Annotated in this window: 16 protein-coding genes; 2 read left to right on the top strand and 14 right to left on the bottom strand. The window is 72.7% G+C overall.

The features are described from left to right. Positions 1-211: 211 nt before the first annotated feature. The 5 genes from MFF40_RS06205 to MFF40_RS06185 all read right to left on the bottom strand — a co-directional run bounded on the left by MFF40_RS06205 (position 212) and on the right by MFF40_RS06185 (position 6,249). Positions 212-2,218, bottom strand: coding sequence for a heme lyase CcmF/NrfE family subunit (locus MFF40_RS06205; RefSeq protein ID WP_147899051.1), 2,007 nt, complete (start codon positions 2,216-2,218; stop codon positions 212-214). A 9-nt stretch (positions 2,219-2,227) separates the two neighbouring features. Then, the gene (ccmE, locus tag MFF40_RS06200) at positions 2,228-2,743 is read right to left on the bottom strand and encodes a cytochrome c maturation protein CcmE (protein ID WP_147899050.1); all 516 of its coding nucleotides are present in this window, start codon (positions 2,741-2,743) and stop codon (positions 2,228-2,230) included. Between the two features lie 157 nt (positions 2,744-2,900). Beyond that, the gene (ccmI, locus tag MFF40_RS06195) at positions 2,901-4,400 is read right to left on the bottom strand and encodes a c-type cytochrome biogenesis protein CcmI (protein ID WP_147899049.1); all 1,500 of its coding nucleotides are present in this window, start codon (positions 4,398-4,400) and stop codon (positions 2,901-2,903) included. Between the two features lie 175 nt (positions 4,401-4,575). Then, entirely contained in the window at positions 4,576-5,994 is a 1,419-nt protein-coding gene (locus MFF40_RS06190) for a sensor histidine kinase (RefSeq protein ID WP_147899048.1), read from the bottom strand. Between the two features lie 30 nt (positions 5,995-6,024). Beyond that, positions 6,025-6,249 carry a hypothetical protein gene (locus MFF40_RS06185; RefSeq protein ID WP_147856457.1) on the bottom strand — a complete coding sequence of 75 codons (225 nt, stop codon included), beginning with the start codon at positions 6,247-6,249 and terminating at the stop codon, positions 6,025-6,027. A gap of 114 nt (positions 6,250-6,363) precedes the next feature. Between MFF40_RS06185 and MFF40_RS06180 the strand changes: the two genes are divergently transcribed. Further along, entirely contained in the window at positions 6,364-6,933 is a 570-nt protein-coding gene (locus MFF40_RS06180) for a GNAT family N-acetyltransferase (RefSeq protein ID WP_238259955.1), read from the top strand. A 242-nt stretch (positions 6,934-7,175) separates the two neighbouring features. Here MFF40_RS06180 and MFF40_RS06175 read toward each other — a convergent pair whose 3' ends face one another. From MFF40_RS06175 to MFF40_RS06145, 7 genes are all read right to left on the bottom strand, one after another. Further along, a complete protein-coding gene (locus tag MFF40_RS06175; RefSeq protein WP_238259954.1) occupies positions 7,176-8,405 on the bottom strand; it encodes a 2-methylaconitate cis-trans isomerase PrpF family protein in 1,230 nt (409 codons plus the stop codon). After that, a complete protein-coding gene (locus MFF40_RS06170) occupies positions 8,402-9,079 on the bottom strand; it encodes a response regulator transcription factor (RefSeq protein ID WP_007565778.1) in 678 nt (225 codons plus the stop codon). Before MFF40_RS06170 ends, MFF40_RS06175 begins: the two co-directional genes overlap by 4 nt. A gap of 35 nt (positions 9,080-9,114) precedes the next feature. Beyond that, positions 9,115-9,486, bottom strand: coding sequence for a PepSY domain-containing protein (locus tag MFF40_RS06165; RefSeq protein ID WP_147856021.1), 372 nt, complete (start codon positions 9,484-9,486; stop codon positions 9,115-9,117). A 248-nt stretch (positions 9,487-9,734) separates the two neighbouring features. Beyond that, the gene (locus MFF40_RS06160; RefSeq protein ID WP_147856022.1) at positions 9,735-9,938 is read right to left on the bottom strand and encodes a hypothetical protein; all 204 of its coding nucleotides are present in this window, start codon (positions 9,936-9,938) and stop codon (positions 9,735-9,737) included. Continuing rightward, complete coding sequence (locus tag MFF40_RS06155) at positions 9,935-10,255, bottom strand: hypothetical protein (RefSeq protein WP_147856023.1); 321 nt, start codon at positions 10,253-10,255, stop codon at positions 9,935-9,937. The genes MFF40_RS06160 and MFF40_RS06155 overlap by 4 nt, the downstream gene beginning before the upstream one ends. Before the next feature lie 129 nt (positions 10,256-10,384). Continuing rightward, positions 10,385-10,912 (bottom strand): hypothetical protein, encoded by a 528-nt coding sequence (locus MFF40_RS06150; protein ID WP_147899047.1) that lies wholly within the window; start codon positions 10,910-10,912, stop codon positions 10,385-10,387. Next, positions 10,909-11,460, bottom strand: coding sequence for a phage tail tip lysozyme (locus MFF40_RS06145; protein WP_147899046.1), 552 nt, complete (start codon positions 11,458-11,460; stop codon positions 10,909-10,911). The genes MFF40_RS06150 and MFF40_RS06145 overlap by 4 nt, the downstream gene beginning before the upstream one ends. Before the next feature lie 55 nt (positions 11,461-11,515). On the opposite strand from MFF40_RS06145, the gene MFF40_RS06140 reads away from it, so the two are divergent. Next, a complete protein-coding gene (locus MFF40_RS06140; RefSeq protein WP_238259953.1) occupies positions 11,516-12,079 on the top strand; it encodes a GDSL-type esterase/lipase family protein in 564 nt (187 codons plus the stop codon). Positions 12,080-12,165: 86 nt separating this feature from the next. Here the strand turns inward: MFF40_RS06140 and MFF40_RS06135 are convergent, their stop codons facing one another. Together MFF40_RS06135 and MFF40_RS06130 are read right to left on the bottom strand one after the other, a co-directional pair. Beyond that, complete coding sequence (locus MFF40_RS06135; RefSeq protein ID WP_238259952.1) at positions 12,166-13,422, bottom strand: DUF2793 domain-containing protein; 1,257 nt, start codon at positions 13,420-13,422, stop codon at positions 12,166-12,168. Between the two features lie 269 nt (positions 13,423-13,691). Then, entirely contained in the window at positions 13,692-17,588 is a 3,897-nt protein-coding gene (locus MFF40_RS06130) for a baseplate multidomain protein megatron (protein ID WP_238259951.1), read from the bottom strand. Positions 17,589-17,652 lie beyond the last annotated feature (64 nt).

Here is a 17,652-nt window from a genome sequence, read left to right as displayed (position 1 = left end):
GCCCTCCCTCCCCCCTCTGCGGGGGAGGGTACCCTGCGCAGCAGGGGGGGAGAGGGGCAGCGCGACGGTCGAGGATGGGACTCCCGGCGCGACCTCTCCGGATACCGCGCTCCCCTCTCCCGACCCGGCCTGACGGCCGGCCCACCCTCCCCCGCAGAGGGGGGAGGGACTGCGCAGCGGCCGATGGCGCCCAAGGTCATGACCCAGGCCCTCACTCGGCCGGCACCACGGCCGCGTTCGGCATCGCCCGCGCCCGCGCCTTGGCCGGCACGCCGACGCGCATCCGGCGGTCGGTGAGGGACAGCCCCCCGCCCAGAGCCATCACGACCGCGCCGAGCCAGATCATCAGCACCAGCGGCTTGTAGTAGAGGCGCACGCCGACGCCGCCGTCCTGGCCGATCTCGCCGAGGCTGGCATAGACCTGGCTCGCCCCGATGGTCAGCAGGCCGGATTCCGTCACCGACATCTTGCGGCTCGGGTAGAAGCGCTTCCCGGTCTCGACGCGGCCGACCTCGTCGCCGGAGCGGGTTCGGATCGTCAGAAAGGCCGCGGCCTCCTCGTAGTTCGGGCCGGCCCGGGGGGCGACTCGGTCGAGGGTCGCGGTGTAGGGGCCGGTCGACAGGGTCTGGCCGGGCTTGAGCGTCGCCAGCCCCTCGGTGGCCCACCCTTGCGCGGCGATGCCGATCACCACCACGCCGACGCCGGCATGGGCGAGCGCCGTGCCCCAGGCCGAGCGCGGCAGGCCGATGGCCCGGCGGCCGATCTGGCCGACGTCGCGCGTCCGGCTGGACCCGAAGCCCCGGGCCCGGGAGACGATTTCCAGAGCCGAGCCGATCAGCAGGTAGGCGCCGAGCCCGATCCCGACCGGCGCCATCACGGGGCCGCCCCAGGTCAGCGCCAGGACCGCGAAGCCGACCACCAGGGCGACGGCGAGCGCCGCGAACAGGCGCTGCGAGGCCGCGAGCACGTCCCCGCGCTTCCAGGCGAGCGCCTGACCGAAGGGCACGATCAGCAGGAGCGGGATCGCCAGCGGGATGAAGGTCGCGTTGAAGAAGGGCGGCCCGACGGTGATCTTCTCCCCGGTCAGCATCTCCAACAGGAGCGGATAGAGCGTCCCCACCAGCACCGTGGCGCAGGCGGCCACCAGGAACAGGTTGTTGAGGACGAGCGCGCCCTCCCGGGAGATCGGCGCGAACAGGCCGCCCTGCCGCAGCAGCGGCGCCCGCCAGGCGAACAGCGTCAGCGAGCCGCCGATGAACAGGATCAGGATCGCGAGGATGAAGACGCCGCGGGTCGGGTCGGTGGCGAAGGAATGCACCGAGGTGATCACCCCGGAGCGGACCAGGAAGGTGCCGATCAGCGACAGCGAGAAGGTCAGGATGGCGAGCAGCACCGTCCAGACCTTCAGGGCGTCGCGCTTCTCCATCACCACGGTGGAGTGCAGCAGCGCCGTGCCGGCGATCCAGGGCATCAGGGAGGCGTTCTCGACCGGATCCCAGAACCACCAGCCGCCCCACCCGAGCTCGTAATAGGCCCAGTAGGAGCCCATCGCGATGCCGAGCGTCAGGAACGACCAGGCGGCGAGCGTCCAGGGGCGCACGGCCCGCGCCCAGACCGCGTCGATCCGCCCGTCGATCAGGGCGGCGACCGCGAAGGCGAAGCTGATCGAGAAGCCGACATAGCCGACGTAGAGGAGCGGCGGGTGGATCGCCAACCCGACATCCTGCAGCAGCGGGTTGAGGTCGTTGCCCTCGAGCGGCGCCGGGACCACGCGACTGAACGGGTTCGAGGTCGTGATGATGAACAGCACGAACACGAAGGTGATCAGCCCCTGCACGCCGAGCGTGTTGGCCCGCAGGCGCGGCGGCACGGAATTCTTGGCCACGGCCACGCAGGCGCCGAACAGGGTCAGGATCAGGACCCAGAGGAGCATCGAGCCCTCGTGGTTCCCCCAGACGCCGGAGAACTTGTAGATCAGCGGCTTCTGCGTGTGCGAGTTCTCGACGACGTTCTGGACCGAGAAGTCCGAGGTGACGTGCGCCCAGGTCAGGGCCGCGAAGGCGAACAGCACGCACGCGAAGGCACCCAAGGCCGCCTGCGAGGCGGCCTGGCGCAGGGCCGGGTCGCCCGAGCGCGCCGCCCAGACCGGCATCACCATCTGGACAAGGGAGATCGCCAGCGCGAGCGCAAGCGCGAAATGGCCGGTCTCGACGATCATCCGGTTTCCTTACCGCTCACTGCGGGGGCCGAGGGTCCCGCCATTCGAGGCGGTGACGGGCTTCGGCGCAACCTTGGCGCCGCCCTTCGCGCCACCCTCCTGCCAGCGCCCCTGTGCCTTCAGGGCGTCGGCGACCTCCCGGGGCATGTACGATTCGTCATGCTTGGCCAGCACGGTGTCGGCCCGGAACCGGCCGCCCGGCTCCAGCATGCCCTCGGCCACCACGCCCTGTCCCTCGCGGAACAGGTCGGGCAGCAGGCCCTTGTACTGGACCTCGACGGTGGCGTTGGTGTCGGTCACGGCGAAATCCACCGTCTGGTCGGGCCCGCGCCGAAGCGAGCCGTCCTTCACCAGGCCGCCGAGCCGCATCCGGGTCCCGGGGGGTATGGCCTGCTGGGCGATGTCGGTGGGCGAGCGGAAGAACACGATCGAGCCGCTCATGGCGAACAGGATCAGCCCCACGGCGAGCGCGAGCACGCTGCCGCAGGCAGTGATCAGGATCAGGCGGCGGCTCTTGCGCGTCACGATTCTTCCACCCCGGGATCCGACGGGCTTTGGCCCGAGCAGACCTAAACCGTTCTCATTCCAGCCTGCAGGGTGTCGGCCCGGCAGCCGCGCCGGTCAAGGGCGTCGGGCAGGACCGATTGTCGTACGAACAGCCGCGAGGAGCCCCTCGGCGCCGTCAGGGATTGGATTTGGCGGTCAGATCGAGCTCCCGGGCGAGCCCGTCGAGCCGGCTCACCGCCTCGGCGTTGGTGGCGAGCGCCATCCGGGCGCGGTCGAGGGCCTTGATCGCCTGATCGCGATCGCCGAGTGCGCTGTAGGAGCGCACGAGCCGCAGCCACTCGTCCGGTGTGCCGCCCCGGGCCGCGAGACGCCGGTCGAGCCCGTCGACCATGCCGCGGATCGCGGCGTCGCGCTCGGCCGGCGATAGCGCCTGCATGGCGGCGGCCGCCGATTCGGTGTCCGACCGCGGCGCGGGTCCGGACATGGAGCCGGCCATGGGACCGGGGGCCGCCGGAGGCGCCGGCTTGCCGGGATCGAGACCCAGGATGCGGGCGCCCTCCTCCACCTGCGCGAGCCCCTGCGGATTGCCGGCCAGCGCCACCCGGGCACGGGCCAGGGCATCGATCGCCTGGTCGCGCTCGCCGAGCACCGCCCGGGAGCGGGTGAGCCGCAGCCACTCGTCCGGCGTGCCGCCGCCCGCCTTGAGCCGGGCGTCGAGCCCATCGACCATGCCGCGGATCGCCGCCTGCTGCTCGGCCGGGATCTTCGGGGGAGCCAGAGGCGCGGCGGCCGGCGCCGCCTCGCCCTTGAGCCGGGCCAGGTTCTGCCGGACCAGCCCGAGCCAGGGCGCGTCGGCGGGGCTGGCGGCCTCCAGGGCGGAGAGCTGGCGGATCGCCTCGGCGGTATCGCCGGCCTGCTCGGCCGCGCGCGCGAGATAGAAGCGGGGCTTCGGCGCGTTCTGGTCCTTGGCCTGGGCCTTCTCGAACAGGGCCTTGGCCTCGGGGGTGACGGTGCCTTCGCCTGCCGCCGCCAGAGCCTCGCCCCAATCGGACAGGACGTCGGCGGTCTCGCCTTTCAGCCGGGCGATGTTGGCGAAGGCGCGGGCCGCGTCGTCGAACCGGCCGGTGCGCATGTAGACCGGGGCGAGCACGGCCCAGCCTCGGGCGTCGTTCGGGTCGCGGGCGAGGCGGGCCTCGATCTGGCCGACCGCCTTCATCAGGTCCTCGGTGCCGCCGCGGGCGGCCTGCCGGTCGGCGTCGGTCTGCGCCGGCAGCTCCGGCGAGCCGTAGAGCCCGTAGGCGATCAACGCGACCAGGGGAATCGTGGACAGCGCGAAGGCGGAGGCCGCCCGGCGCCGGCGCAACCGCGGCTCGGCGGGACGCGCGGCCTCGTCCGCGCCGGCATCCTCGGCGTCGCGCCGCGCATCGCGGCTGGCCCGCAACAGCCGCCGGGCAGCCTCGGCGCGGGCGGTCTCGGCCTCGTCCGGAGCGATCAGGCCGCGGTCCAGATCGCAGTCGATCTCGGCGATCTGATCCTCGTAGAACGCGGTCTCGGTATCGACGCTGGAACTGCCGCCCTCGCCGACCGGAACGGCCGTGCGCCGCGACATCGGCCAGAGCAGGCCGAGCACGGCCGCAGCGGTCATGCCCGCCAGGATGAACCAGATCGCCGTCATCGAACCTTTGCCAGCGAGCCCGACCGACCCGCATGTCTCCACGCCATGTGGAGCCAGCCGCGGGACGCCACGACGCCCTCCGGCGGCGCAACGGTGTCACGCAACTTAGGCACGATGACAAGAGGCGGGATCAGGCCATGAAGCCGCGTTCTGCGACGTGAAAACGTCCACCGGATCAATGGTTGGCCGGCCCGACCGGCGCGTCGCCCGGCACTTCCAACACCGCCCGCAGGCCGCCGAGGGCCGCCTCCTCCAGGGTGAAGCGCCCCCGGTACAGGGCGGCGAGGTCCGCCACGATGGACAGGCCGAGGCCCGAGCCGGGCTTCGACTCGTCGAGGCGCCGGCCCCGGCCGAGCACGGCCTGGCGGGCCTCCGGGGGCAGGCCGGGGCCGTCGTCCTCGATGGCGACCACGAGATGGGGATAATCGTTCCGGGCCACCGCCTCGGCCCGGATCGCAACCCGGCCGTGGGCCCATTTCGAGGCGTTGTCGACGAGGTTGCCGACCATCTCCTCGAAATCCTGGCGCTCGCCCCGGAAGCGCAGGCCCGGGGGAACGTGGACGTCGTAGGCGATGTCCTTGTCCCGGTAGATCTTTCCGAACGTGCGCACGAGGCCGGCCAGAGCCGGCTCGACCTCCGTGGAGGTGCCCAGCGTACCGGCGAGCGCGGCCGCGCGGGCGCGGTCGAGGTGATAGTTCACCTGGTCGCGCATCACCGCCGCCTGCTCGCGGATCTTCTGCGACAGCTCCTCCGGGGCGTCCGAGGCGCCGACCTCGTTGACGATGATCGAGAGCGGCGTCTTGAGCGCGTGGGCGAGGTTGCCGACCTGGGTGCGGGCGCGCTCCAGGATCTCCCGGTTGGTCTCGATCAGGAGGTTCACCTCGCCGGTGAGCGGGGCGATGTCGCGCGGGTAGGTGCCGGTGATCCGGTCGGCCTCGCCGCGGCGGACGGCGCCGAGCGCGGCGCGCATCTTCTTCAGGGGCGCCAGGCCGAACCGGATCTGCAGCAGCGTCGTGATCGCCAGCGACAGGCCGAGCAGCCCGAACGTGATCGTCAGCGAATTGCGGAACCGGTCGACGTCGTTGACGATCTCGTCCGCCGGGCCGGCCACCCGCACGGTGTAGCGGCCCTCCTCGCCGAGATCGACGTCGCGCTCCATGATCCGCAGCAGGCGGCCGTCCTGACCCTTGCCGTAGCCCTGGCGGATCTGGCCGACCCCGACCTTGCCGTCGGCATCGGTGGCGGGCCCCAGCGGCACGCCGACGAGCGAGCGCGAGGTGCGCAGGTCCCGGGGCTTCGCGTCGGGCTTGCCGACCTGCCAGTACCAGCCGGACAGGGGCAGATCGAAGCGCGGATCGCCGAGCGAGAAGGTCCGGCTCTCGGGATCGTTGGGGGAGACCAGGTCGGTGGCGAGGTTGTTGGTGAAGACCAGGAGCCGGCTGTCGAAGGCGCGCTCGGTGGTCTCCCGGTAGAGGGTCGTGAGGATCCAGGCCGCGATCAGCAGGATCGCCGAGCTCGACAGGAACGCCGACACGGCCAGCCGCACCGCGATCGAGCGGCGGCGCAGGGAGAAGAGACCGATCAGGGTTTTCATCGACCCGAGGCTGGCTGGGGATGTGATGGGCTAGTCCCGCTTGATCGATTCACGCACCGCCCCGTGCGCGATCACGCCGCGCAGATCGTCGCCGATGCGGCGAGCGTCACCCCGCAGGGCCTCGGTCTCGTCGCGATGCGGATACCGGATCGGCTCGTATCGGAAGGACCAGAAGGACGCCAAGGCATCCAGGCGCGTCCACGGCTTGAACCGGCGTGTCCGCGACGCCGGACCGCGTCTGTCGGCGGGTGTCATAGCGAGGGGCAAATCCGTGGGGCGCAGACTGGCCTCATGTAGAACGATTGACGACAGCGCGACAACAACCGCACGCTCGGAGAAAGGACGACGCAAGACGTGGAAGTGATTCCTATGGAAACGCGGGATCTTGGGTTGGAGGAACCCCCTCCCCTCGGCCCCCTCGAACGATTGACGGAAGAGCATGAGCTGATCGGCTTCGCCGGAGGATCCGACGACGTCGGCGATCAGGCCGGTTGGCTCAGGAGCCAAGCTCTTGCGAACGATCGCGAGGGCTACACGCGCGCGTTCGTCGCCTGCTTTCCAGGCACCAAGCGCGTTGGAGCGTTCTTCGGACTGTCATCCGCTGTGGTAGCCCGAAGCAATCTCCCCAAGCGGGCGCAACCGCACGGAACGCCCAGAGTCGTGCCCGCGGCCTTGATCGGGCGCCTCGCCCTTCACGCGGACCTGCAAGGGCGCCGGTTGGGCCTAGAAATTCTCATCGCCGCGATCGAGCAATGCGTCGTGGCGTCCGAGCAGATCGCTTTCCGGTTGATCATCGTCGACGCCGCAAGCCCCAAGGCTCGGAGGCTTTATGAAAAAGTCGACTTTAGGCCGATCGCCAATCTGGAGCTTCCGAACCGGTTATTCTTACCGGTCAAAACAGCGACGGCGATGATCAAGCCTAAAACTGAGAAGCAGTAGCGCGTTCTGCTTGTGCCTAGCGTCGCCATGAGCGTGCGCGCGCAACAGCCTGCCTAGCGCCCTCCGAAGGTGCCGGCGGCGTATCGAGGACATCCGTCAGGGCATCGAAAGCGGCCTTCGACAGCAGTACAAGATGCGGATCATGCGCCGTCTGACGATAAGCGCCGACAGGCGCAGGCACGGTCTTGTCAACGCCGACGCGGCCGCTGACGAACGGCTTCACGGATCGCTGCCGATGGGTGCTATCTTTGACCGGTCGCTTGTTCATGAGACTCACCACCTGAAAGTTTAGCGCGTGTCCTCTCCATTTGCACCTGCGTGCGAGGCTCATAATACACCGCGCCCCGCATCAGTGGCCGCGCGGTGCGGAAGAACGCGCCGCGCTCCGCCCGCCAACCGTCCCCATCCCGCGAAACGGTGGCGTCCGCGGTGAGGATGCCCGAAGGCATGCCGACGCGCAGGGCGCCATCGCCGGTGGCGCGCGCGGCCTCGTGGACCAGGCTGCCCGCGATCCGGGCGGCCACCGCGAGGCACAGGGTGGCGGTGAGCGGCAGGGCCTGGTGCGGCACCCCGTTCGAGATCACCCGGGCGGTCAGGTCGACATCCCCGGCGCGGATCGCCGCCCCGGACAGGCTGGACGCATCCAGCGGCGGCGCGACCAGGCCGACGAACGGCACGTGGACGATCCGGGCTGCGGCGTCGAGATCCGGCGCGATGCCCATCGCCACCGAGGCGGCCCGGCGGATCCGCGCCAACCGGTCGAGGAGGCCGGGCACGGCGTCCAGGGCGGCGGGCAGCTCGGTCCCGGCGAGCCCGAGATCGGCGGCGCGGACGAACACGCAGGCGTTGGCCGCGTCCACCAGCGAGACCTCAACGGGGCCGAGGCCCGGCACGTCGAGGGTTTGCCGCACCGAGCCGGTGGGGAGCAGCAGCCCGGTGGTGGCGCCGCCCGGATCGACGAAGTCCAGGCGGATCGGCGCCCCGGTGCCGGTGACGCCGGGGATGGCGAGGTCGCCGCGGTAGACGGTCCGCCCGTCCCGGACCTCGAAGCCGGCTTCGATCCGCTTGGCGGTGTTGGTGTTGTAGATCCGTAGGCGCACCGGGCCGTCGGCAACCTCCACCAAGCCCTCGTCCACCGCGAAGGGACCAACGGCGGAGAGCATGTTCCCGCAGTTGCCGGACAGGTCGATCCGCCCGTCGCGGACCACGACCTGCACGAAGGTGTAGTCGATGTCGGCATCCGGCCGGCGCGACCGCTCCACGATGCAGATCTTCGACACCGAGGAGACGCCGCCGCCCATTCCGTTGAGCTGGCGCCCGAACGGGTCGGGGCTGTCCATCGCGGACAGGAAGGCCGGCTCCCAGGCGGCGAGGTCGCCCGGCACGTCCCGGCGATGCAGCATCAGCGCCTTGCTGGTGCCGCCGCGCATGAACACGGCCGGCAGCATGCCGGACGCCGGCACCGCGGTCACACCCGCGCCGGCGGCTGGTTGGGATCCACAAGGTAGCCCAGCCCGCGCACGGTCTGGATCAGGTCCACGGCGAGCTTCTTGCGCAATCGCCCGACGAACACCTCGATGGTGTTCGAATCCCGGTCGAAATCCTGGTCGTAGAGGTGCTCGGTCAGCTCGGCCCGGGAGACCACCCGGCCGGTATGATGCATCAGGTAGGAGAGCAGCCGGTATTCGTGGCTGGTGAGCTTCACCTGGGCGCCGTCCACGAACACCTTGCCGGAGCGCGTATCGAGGGTGACCGGCCCGCAGGCGATCTGGCTGGAGGCGTGCCCCGCCGCCCGGCGCAGGAGCGCCCGGACCCGGGCCATCAACTCCTCCATGTGGAACGGCTTGGTGACGTAGTCGTCGGCGCCGGCATCGAAGCCGTCGACCTTGTCGGACCAGCGGTCCCGGGCGGTGAGGATGATCACCGGGGTCTTCACCCCGGCCCGCCGCCACTTCTGCAGCACCGAGACGCCGTCGGCCTTCGGCAGGCCCATGTCGAGGATGATCGCGTCGTAAGGCTCGCTCTCCCCGAGATAGCCACCCTCCTCGCCGTCATAGGCCTTGTCGGCGACGTAGCCGGCCTCCTCCAGCGCGGCGACCACCTGCCGGTTGATGTCCCGGTCATCCTCCACGACGAGCAGTCGCACGGCTCACTCCATTCCACTGCGGGTGTGAAGCCCGGTCAGTATTGGCCCGCGACCTTGCCGGTGCGGGCATCCACGATCACGTGCACGAAATGCCCGTCCCGGCGCAAGGCGGTCAGCATGTAGACGAGCCCGTCCTCGTGGCGGCACAGGCTCGCGCGCTGGATCTCGGCCCGGGGAATCACCGTGCGGGCCGCCCGGATCGCCGCCACCGGGGCGATCACGCGCCGCTCGCCGACCTCCTCGCGCATGTCGGCCGGCGACAGGCAGGACTCGATCCGCTGGGGCGTCGGATCCGCCACCTGGGCCGTCTGCGGGGCCGGTCCGTCATCGGCCATGGAGCCGAGGCCGCTGGCGGCGAGGGCCGCGGCGGTCAGGCTGATGGCAACGAGGGCGATGGCGTAGCGCATTGCCAGGAGATTTGCGCCGAGGGCACTGAATGCGCCCTGAATACGTAGCTGTAATTGCCCCGACGCGAGTTCGGACTGGCGCCCGCAACGGTAAGATGTGAGCTGTTTCGTTGTGGATGCCATCGTGCCGGCACTACGGCCGACGGGCTTTTCGGGTTCCACCGCCGAGGTCGCGCCGCACAGGCGATTGCGCACGCCGAAGTGCCCGATCCAGAGCGCTCGCGGCCGCAGAGGAGACCGGTTCGACGTCAGCGAGCGCGTCGAATCAGGGACTGAGAGCCGTCCCGGCATACGGACGGCACCGAAGCGGCGGCCTGCGCGGACAGGACGGCGTCGATCGGCCAGGGGCGCGCCCCGAGCCGCGCACCCAGCTGGAGCGTGACGGCGATCACCGCCGCCCCCGACAGGGTCAGCCAGACGCGGTCGAGGACCCGATCCCGCCGCAAGCTCATCGTGAACCTCCCGTGATCAGCGACCAGAACGCCCGCAGGGCCGGCATGCGCTCGACCAGCCAGGCGATCTGGTCCGAGAACCAATGCGCGGCCGCCGCCGCGGTGACGAAGGTGAACAGGGCCGCGTGCCTGAGGCGCCGGACATAGCGGCGCAGCACCCGCCGCTCGACATGCGCGTCCACGAGTTCGTCGAGGACCGCCAGGCGCGGCGCGGTCTGGCGGGCGACGTAGGCCTGCCAGAACGGCGGGAACCGGATCGTCCGCGCCCGACCACCGGGGCCGGGCGCGTCCTCGGGGGAATGGTGGCCCGCGTTCATGGCTTCCTCCCCGGACCCACTCCGGCCCCGCACGATGCCGCGCGCCTGCCGCCTCATGTCCCGGCTCGCCCCATCCGGGACAGGGGGCCCGCGCCCCCGTGTTGAGACGGGTGAGGTCGGAGAACGCCGTCAGGCCCGATGCGCCGCGTCCCCCTCCCGGAGCGCCCGCAGCGCCGGCGCCAGGACGTTGCCGGCGCTGGCCTGCGGGTCGAGCGGCAGGGCCCGGAAGATCCGGGCGGCGACGCCCTCGGCACCGCCCGCGCTCCGGACGACGTGGGCCGGCGCGGTCGCGACGACGTGCCGGACGCCGGCCGCCACCACCGCGGAGCCGAGATCGACGCTCACGGTCCGGCCCCGCGCGGCGCCGGCCACGGCGTTCTGGCCGTACTCGGCCCCGGCCCGGATCGCGGCCTCGACCCGTTCCCGGGTCAGGAGCGAGGCCGCCCACGGCGCGACCCGGGCGATCCCGGCCGTGACCGCCGCGGCGGCGACCGGCACCAGGACGGCCGAGACCGGCTGCAGCAGCCCGACCAGCCAGTCGCCCCAGGGGATCGCCACGCCGCCCGCCTGGGCGGAGGCTAGAGCCGGGCAGACCAGAGCGACGAACGGGATCGCGGCGCCGGCCAGCGCCAGCCCGGCACGGAAGAGGTGCGTCATGATCGATCTCCGGAGTTGCGCGCGCGGCGGACCCGGCCGGCTCGGGATTCGGGGTTGAGCGGCCCGGCGGCGCCCGCGCGCAGGGCCGAGAGCGCCCGGCGGGCCCAGGCCAGCCGGCTCGCCAGCGCGATCACGCCCGGCCGCTCGAAGTGCCGGCACACGCTCTCGGTGGCGGCCTCCAGGGTCGGAGCCTGCCGCAGGGCTGCGAGCGCCGCCGCCTCGGTGGTGCGCAGCTCCGTGCAGAGGTAGCCGTACTGGGCCTCGGGGGCGGCCGGATCGAGGGTGTGCGCCCGGCACCAGGCCTCCATGGCCACGCGCCGGGGGCCGGTCCATTGCGCCAGGCCCCAGCCGCCCCGAGACCCGGCCACCGCCGGGGCGACCTCCTGGAGCTGGCGGAAGCCGCCGCTCTCGTGGCCGAGATTGCCCAGGAGCCCGGCGGCCTGCAGATCGGTGAGGCCGAGATCGCGCATCAGGCGCGGCCCCAGGCTCCGGCAGCCGGCCGCGAAGGCGTCGCCCGGCCCCCGGGCCGGACCAGTGGTTGCGGACATCGGGACTCTCCGGGCATGGGTCCGCGCGACGCGGACGGGGGACGGATTGGGCCACGTGGGACACGGACAGGACCGGCCGCTGGTGTTCATCGGCGATTCGATCACCGCCGGCTGGGGCGCGGCCCGGGCCGAGACCTTCGCGCGGCACGGCTTCGTGGCCCGGGGCGTCCCGGGTCAGACGAGCGGTGAGATCCGCGCCCGCTTCCTCCGCGACGCGGCCGGCGCCCGGGGCGTCCACCTGCTGTGCGGGATCAACGACATCGCCGAGATCGGCGGCCCGGTCTCGGACGGGGCGATCCGCGACAACATCGCCGCCATGGCGCGGCTGGCCTTCGAGGCCGGGCTGCCGCTGTGGATCGGCACCGTGATGCCGAGCGATTTCCGGGGGTGGCGCCCCGAACTCAGGCCCGTGGCGCGCATCCACGCCCTGAACCGCTGGATCCGGGCTCATTGCGCCGCCAGCGCCGCGGCGCGCATCGACTATCACACGCCGCTCGCCACCCCGTCGGGCGCGCTCCGGCCGGACTTCACCGCGGACGGCATCCACCTCAACGGAGCGGGCTACGCGGCGATCGAGCCGGCGATGCTGGCGGCCCTGGCGCCGGGGGCCGGCCGGTGAGGCGGGGCGGGCGGACCCACAGGCCTATCGCGACGGCAAAGTTGGCGCCCCCTCCCCCCGCACCGTTCGCTTCAGGACCATGCCCCTCAAGACCCCAATCCCAACCAATAGGTTGAAACATTCCCGGCGCCGGTCACCGCGCCGCCGGTGTCGCGGCGGTTGCGGAGCGTGAACCCGGTCGCGGACACGTCGCTGACCTGGCTGGCGTAGAGCGTCCCGGCATCCCGGGCGACCGGCTGGGCCCAGACCCCCAGGCACGCGCTCGGAAAGGCGGGGCTGAACGAGACGGAGACATCGGCGTCCGCGCCGGTCGCGAGGCCCCATTGCAGGATGAGCCCGTTGGCGAGCCGGGCGTAGCCGTTCGGAGCGAGCGCCTGGGTGCCCAGCGCCAGCGGCGTCCCGTCGGCGCGCTGGTAATGGCGCACGCGCCACCGGCCGGCGCCGTCCGAGGCGGCCAGGCAGGTGTCGTCGGCGGCCGTGACGATGTCGGCCCGGGTCGGCAGGGCGAGCTGCTCGGGATCGTGGACCAGGGTGGCGGCGCCGGAAAAGCGCACGAGCCGCTCCCGGTCGGCGCCGGTGCCGAAGCGGGTGATCCGGGCCGTGCCGGCAATCAGCACACGCCGCGTGCCGGCACCGCCGAGATCCGTGGTCGCCGCAGCGGCCAGCACGGTCTCGGTGGAGGCGAAATCGATCCCGCCCTTCGCCGCGGAAGCGGTGAGCGCGGTACTGAAGGCGGACCCGTCGGGCGAGACCTTCAGGGAGAAGTCGTCGCCGCCCAGAAGGCCCAGCAGGGCGCGGGCGGAATAGCCGGTCTGGAGGATCAGGGCGGCGTCCCGGGCCGGGGCCTGCTTGTTGACCGAGATCCGCATGTCGCCGGAGCCCGGAGTCGCGTCGTCCCAGGTGAGCAGGGCCGCGTCCGACTTGACCGCGAGGCGGTTGGTGGCATCCGCCCCGGTGTTGACGCCGAGCCGGCTCACGCTCTGGATCGCGGTCAGCGTCCGGCGGAAGCTTCCCCAGGCGCTGCCGTCGAACACGTAGAGGTCGGCCTCGTCGATCAGGTAGGCGAACCAGCCGGCCCGGGGCACCGCGCCGACCCAGACGCCGTCGGCGTAGCGCACGACCTGGCCGGCGAGCCCGGCCCAGGCGCCCCCCGGGTTCGACGTGACCACGAGGTAGCGGTCGCCGTCGGCAGGGTTCCTGGGTGGCGCGGTGAGGTCCTTGTCCAGGAAGGCGAGCTGGACCAGGGCGTCGAGGAGGCCGAGCGCCTCGTTGTGGGTGACGTGCTTCTGGGCCTGGCTCGCCGCGATCAGCGGCAGGCCGAGGCGGGGCGTGATGTCGGACATCGGGGGCTCCGTGGGCGGAAACTCTAGCCGTGACCATCGGCGCAGCCGTCGCCGGCGGGTGAAGCGCGCCCCTTTCCCGGACGCCTGGAACGTCAGCGGAAGGTGATCCGGGACCCAGCGCAGACAGCGCCGCGCAGCGGCACGATCGTCAAACCATACGGACGCTTCGCGTCTCGTCCTGCTGGGTCCCGGGTCGCATTCCGCTGACGCTGCATGCGCCCGGGAAAGGGTGCTGCGGGAACGACGCCGTTCCGCAGAGCGATTTCCGTTCAGGCGCTTCGGACCGGGATGCGGGCGCGGCACGCCGGGCCGGGGCCTGCGACCGCGCCGATCTGCGCCACGGCGACGTCGAGGCTGGCCTGGGGGCCGCCGAAATCGGCCGCCTCGTCGGCGTAGAGGAGCTGCTGCGCCACGGCCCGGAGCTGGCGCAGGGGCGTGCCGGCACCGGAGAACACCGTGACCGCGTAGGCCTCCGGCTCGTCGAGGGGGATCTCGGCGGGGGCCCAGGCGTCGCCGTCGCGGCGCGCCCGGCGGATCCAGGAGAGCCGCACCCCCGACGCGTCCCGCCGCGCCCGCAGGTGGACCGGCCGCAGGGGGAGGAGCGAACCCAGCCCGGCCGTCGCGGCGAATTCCGACACCGCCGGATCGCCCGGGTCGGCGGAGGCCGGGCCGACCCGGTAGCGGAAGCCCCGTCCGGCCTCGTCCAGCCGCTCGACCAAGGGCACCACCGCGCCGTCGTCGAGGCGCACGAGCAGGCTGCCCGCCGGGGTGGCACGCCCGGCGGCCGGCTCGCTGCCCGCGAGCCCGCGCAGGAGCCCGGAGAGGCGGTAGGTCTCGGAGCCGGTCAGCACCGCGTCGGCCGCGCAGAGCAGCTCGACGGTGCCGTCCGGCCCGACCAGGGCGAACAGGTTGCCGCCGGCCAGCATCGCGGCCTCGCCGATCGATCCGAGCGCCCCGCCCCGGCGCAGGGTGACGTCGAGGGAGGCGCCGCGCTGCAGCCGCCAGAGCGGCCCGGCGGGCAGGTCCGAAAGGGTCCGGCCGAGGCAGGCCGGGTAGTCGACCAGGCCGTGGAGGGTGAGCGGCCCCGTTCCTTCCGCCCGCCACACCGCCGCCTCCCCGGGCCAGGGCTCCGCCGCGACCGCGAGGTATTGCAGCACCGTCGGGCTGCCGCGATCCACCGGCAGGTCGAGGGCGAGCGCGAAGGGCGGCCCCGGGAAGGCCGGGGTCGCGCCGGCCGGCAGGGCTTGGCTGCGGGGCAGGCCGCGCGGGGGGCCGCCCCGGGGCGGGACGCCGCCCGCCTCGATCCGGCGGCCGGTGGGGGCGTCGTCGATCCGGTCGATCCTGCGCAGCACCGTCCCGCCCGGCACGTCGGCCGGCACCGCCAGCAGGTCGCCGGGCTCAAGCTCGACCCGGCGCGGGCTCACCGTGAAGACCGCGCTGTCCCGGGCCGCGATGACCCGGTCGAGCATCGCCTCGGCGAGGTCGTCGCCGGTCTCCCGGCGGGTGACGATCGCCGCCTCGATCCGGGTCTCGCGCCGCCGCTGGCCCACCGGCCGGATCGCGGCGGCCGCGGCGCGGCGGTAATCCGGACTCTCGGAATCGGTGATGCCGAAGGTGACCGAGCGCGGCAGGGCGCTCTCCTCGGCCCGCACCTGCCGCAGGACCGGCTTGTCCTCCGACAGGCGGACGAGGTCGGCTTCCGCCAGCACCACCGGCCGGTCGCGGCGGGGCCCGCGCAGGTGCAGGCGCCCGGCCACCGCCGAGACGTCGAGGCCGTAGACCTGCGCCAGGGTCTCCAGGGCGGCGCGTGCCGAGAGCGGCCGGTCGACGACGTAGCCGTCGAGGAAGGCGGCGGCCTCCACGGCGACCGGCGCGTCGAAGCCGAGCTCCGCCAGGATCTTCAGGACCAGCAGGTCGAGGTCGCAGCCCTCGATCCGTCCCGTGATCCAATGGCCGACCCGCCAGTTGGCGGTGTCGGCCCAGACCTTCTGAACCGCCGGGAAGGCGGGGAACGGCCGCGCGTCCCAGGACCAGACGAAGATCGATCCCGGATCGACCATCCGGCCGCCATAGACCGGCGAGACCGGGTTGTCGGCCTCCGCGAAGCCCGCCGCTTCCGGGTCGAACCGGGCGATCACGGCCTCGAGCCCGCGCAGCTGGATCAGCTCGTCGCGCAGGGCCCGCGATTCCGGCGGGTAGGCGCCCTCGGCGGATTTCGGGTCGGGGAAGACGTTGGGGCCGTTGGTGCCCTTGTCCACCGCCGGCACCCCGACCTCGGTGAGCCAGATCGGCTTGGCCTTCGGCACCCAGGCGGTGGCCCGGGTCTCGACGCCGCCGTCGCGCTCGACATGCGGGTTCGACCACCAGCCGATGAGGTCCTTGGGCCGGAAGATCCACGGCTTGCCGTAGGCGCCGTCCCGGATCGGCCGGCGGTCCTGGGCGGCGCGCCCGGCGGCGTCGGCGTAGTACCAGTCGAACGCCTCGCCGGAGGCGACCCGGGCCTTCAGGTAGGCGCGGTCGGCGATGTCGCCCGCGACCGCGAGGTCGGCGTGCTCCGGCGCGTCGCGCCAATCGGTGACCGGCGGATACCAGTCGATCCCGACCGCGCCGATGTTGGGGTCGGCGAACAGGTCGTCCAGCGGGAAGCGGATCGTGGTGCCCCCGTCCCGGACATGGGCGCCGTACTCGGTCCAGTCCGCGCCGTAGACCAGCGTGACGCCGGACCCGAGCCGGCCGCGCAGATCCGCGGCGAGGGACCGGAGGGCCTGGACAGCCGGGTAGCCGGCGGCACCCTGCACCCGGGTGAGGCCGACGAGCTCGCTGCCGATCACGAAGCCGGCGATCCGGACACCGGAGGCCGCCCACAGGGCTGCGAGGCCGGCATAATGCAGCACCGCCGCGCGGTAGCCGTTCGCGAAGAAACCCTGGACCTGCGCCTCCGCGGCGGCGGTGCCGTCCGGGCTTCCGGAGACGCCCGGGGCCGGGTCGCAGGTGATGCGCCCGCGCCAGGGATAGGGCGGCTGGGTTCCACCGGGCACGCGCGGATCGGGCAGGCCGTTGTCGGCCGGTACGTCCATCATCACGAACGGGTAGAGCAGCACGTCCAGGCCGCGGGCGGCGAGCTCGGCCACCAGCCGGGTCAGACCGGCATCCGAGGGGGTGCCGCCATAGGCGGGCGTACCGTCCGGCAGGGTCGAGACCACGTCCGCCTTGTCGCGGGTGATCCCGGCGACGCTCCAGGCCTCCGGCGTGGTGCGCTTGCCCCGGGTCTCGACCTTCGGCACCACCCGGCAGGCGCCGGCGCGCAGATCGGTGCCGAACCACGTCGCCACCACGGCGACCCGGCGCAGGTTCGGGCACAGGGCCTGAAGCGCGTCGAGGGAGGCGGTGACGTCGGTGGCGCGCTGGAGCTGGTGCCGGTTGGCCGCCTCGGTCCGGCCGAGGCCGAGATCGACGGTGACGCGGTTCGGATCGAGGGCGAACTCGCCGGCCCCCGGGATCAGGTCGACGGCGCGGATCCGGTGGTACAGGCCGTTGACCGGGCGGACCACCTCGAAGGCGAACTGCGGCACGCGGTTGCCGAAATCGGCGAGCGGCAGGTTCTCGAACACCACGTAGGCGAGGCCGCGATAGGCCGGGGCGTTCTCGGCGCCTTCTTTCGCGACGATCAGCGGGTCCGGCGCCTGGTCGGGGCCGCCGGCATGGACCCGCAGGGTGATCCCAACCTGATCGATCTCCCTGCCGTCCGCCCAGATCCGGCGGACCATCGCGATCTCGCCCTCGCACAGGCCGACCGCGAGGTTGGCGAAGTAGGCGTAGCGGGTGCGCACGGTCTTCTGGCCGCCCGCGCCCTTGGAGGCGGAGGCCGCGCGCTCCACCGTCGTGTTGGCGACCTCGCGGGCGCGCGTCGCCCAGATCAGGCTGCCGCCGATCTTCGCCCGCCCGTAGACCCGCGGGATGGGATCGCCCTCCGTGGAGGACAGGCCGGCGACGTCGGCGAGCCGCGGCCCCTCGACGAAGCGCGTGTGCCGCCCGGAGCCCGACAGCATCCCGTCGAGCCCCGCCCCCGCGGCCGCCCCGAGCACGCGCCCGACCACGGATCCGATCGGGCCGCCGAGCGCGGTCCCCACCGCGGCGCCCGCCGTGGATAGGATCAGGGTGGCCATGGCGGGCTCCGGGGCGGGGGTGGTTCGCAGCGATTGCGGAAATATACAAGTTCTTGTATAAATC

The organism is Methylobacterium mesophilicum (genome assembly GCF_022179445.1).
In the GTDB taxonomy this organism is placed as follows: Bacteria; Pseudomonadota; Alphaproteobacteria; order Rhizobiales; family Beijerinckiaceae; genus Methylobacterium; species Methylobacterium mesophilicum.
Note: the sequence above shows the minus strand (reverse complement) of the source record. Positions and strands in the feature narration are given on the sequence as shown.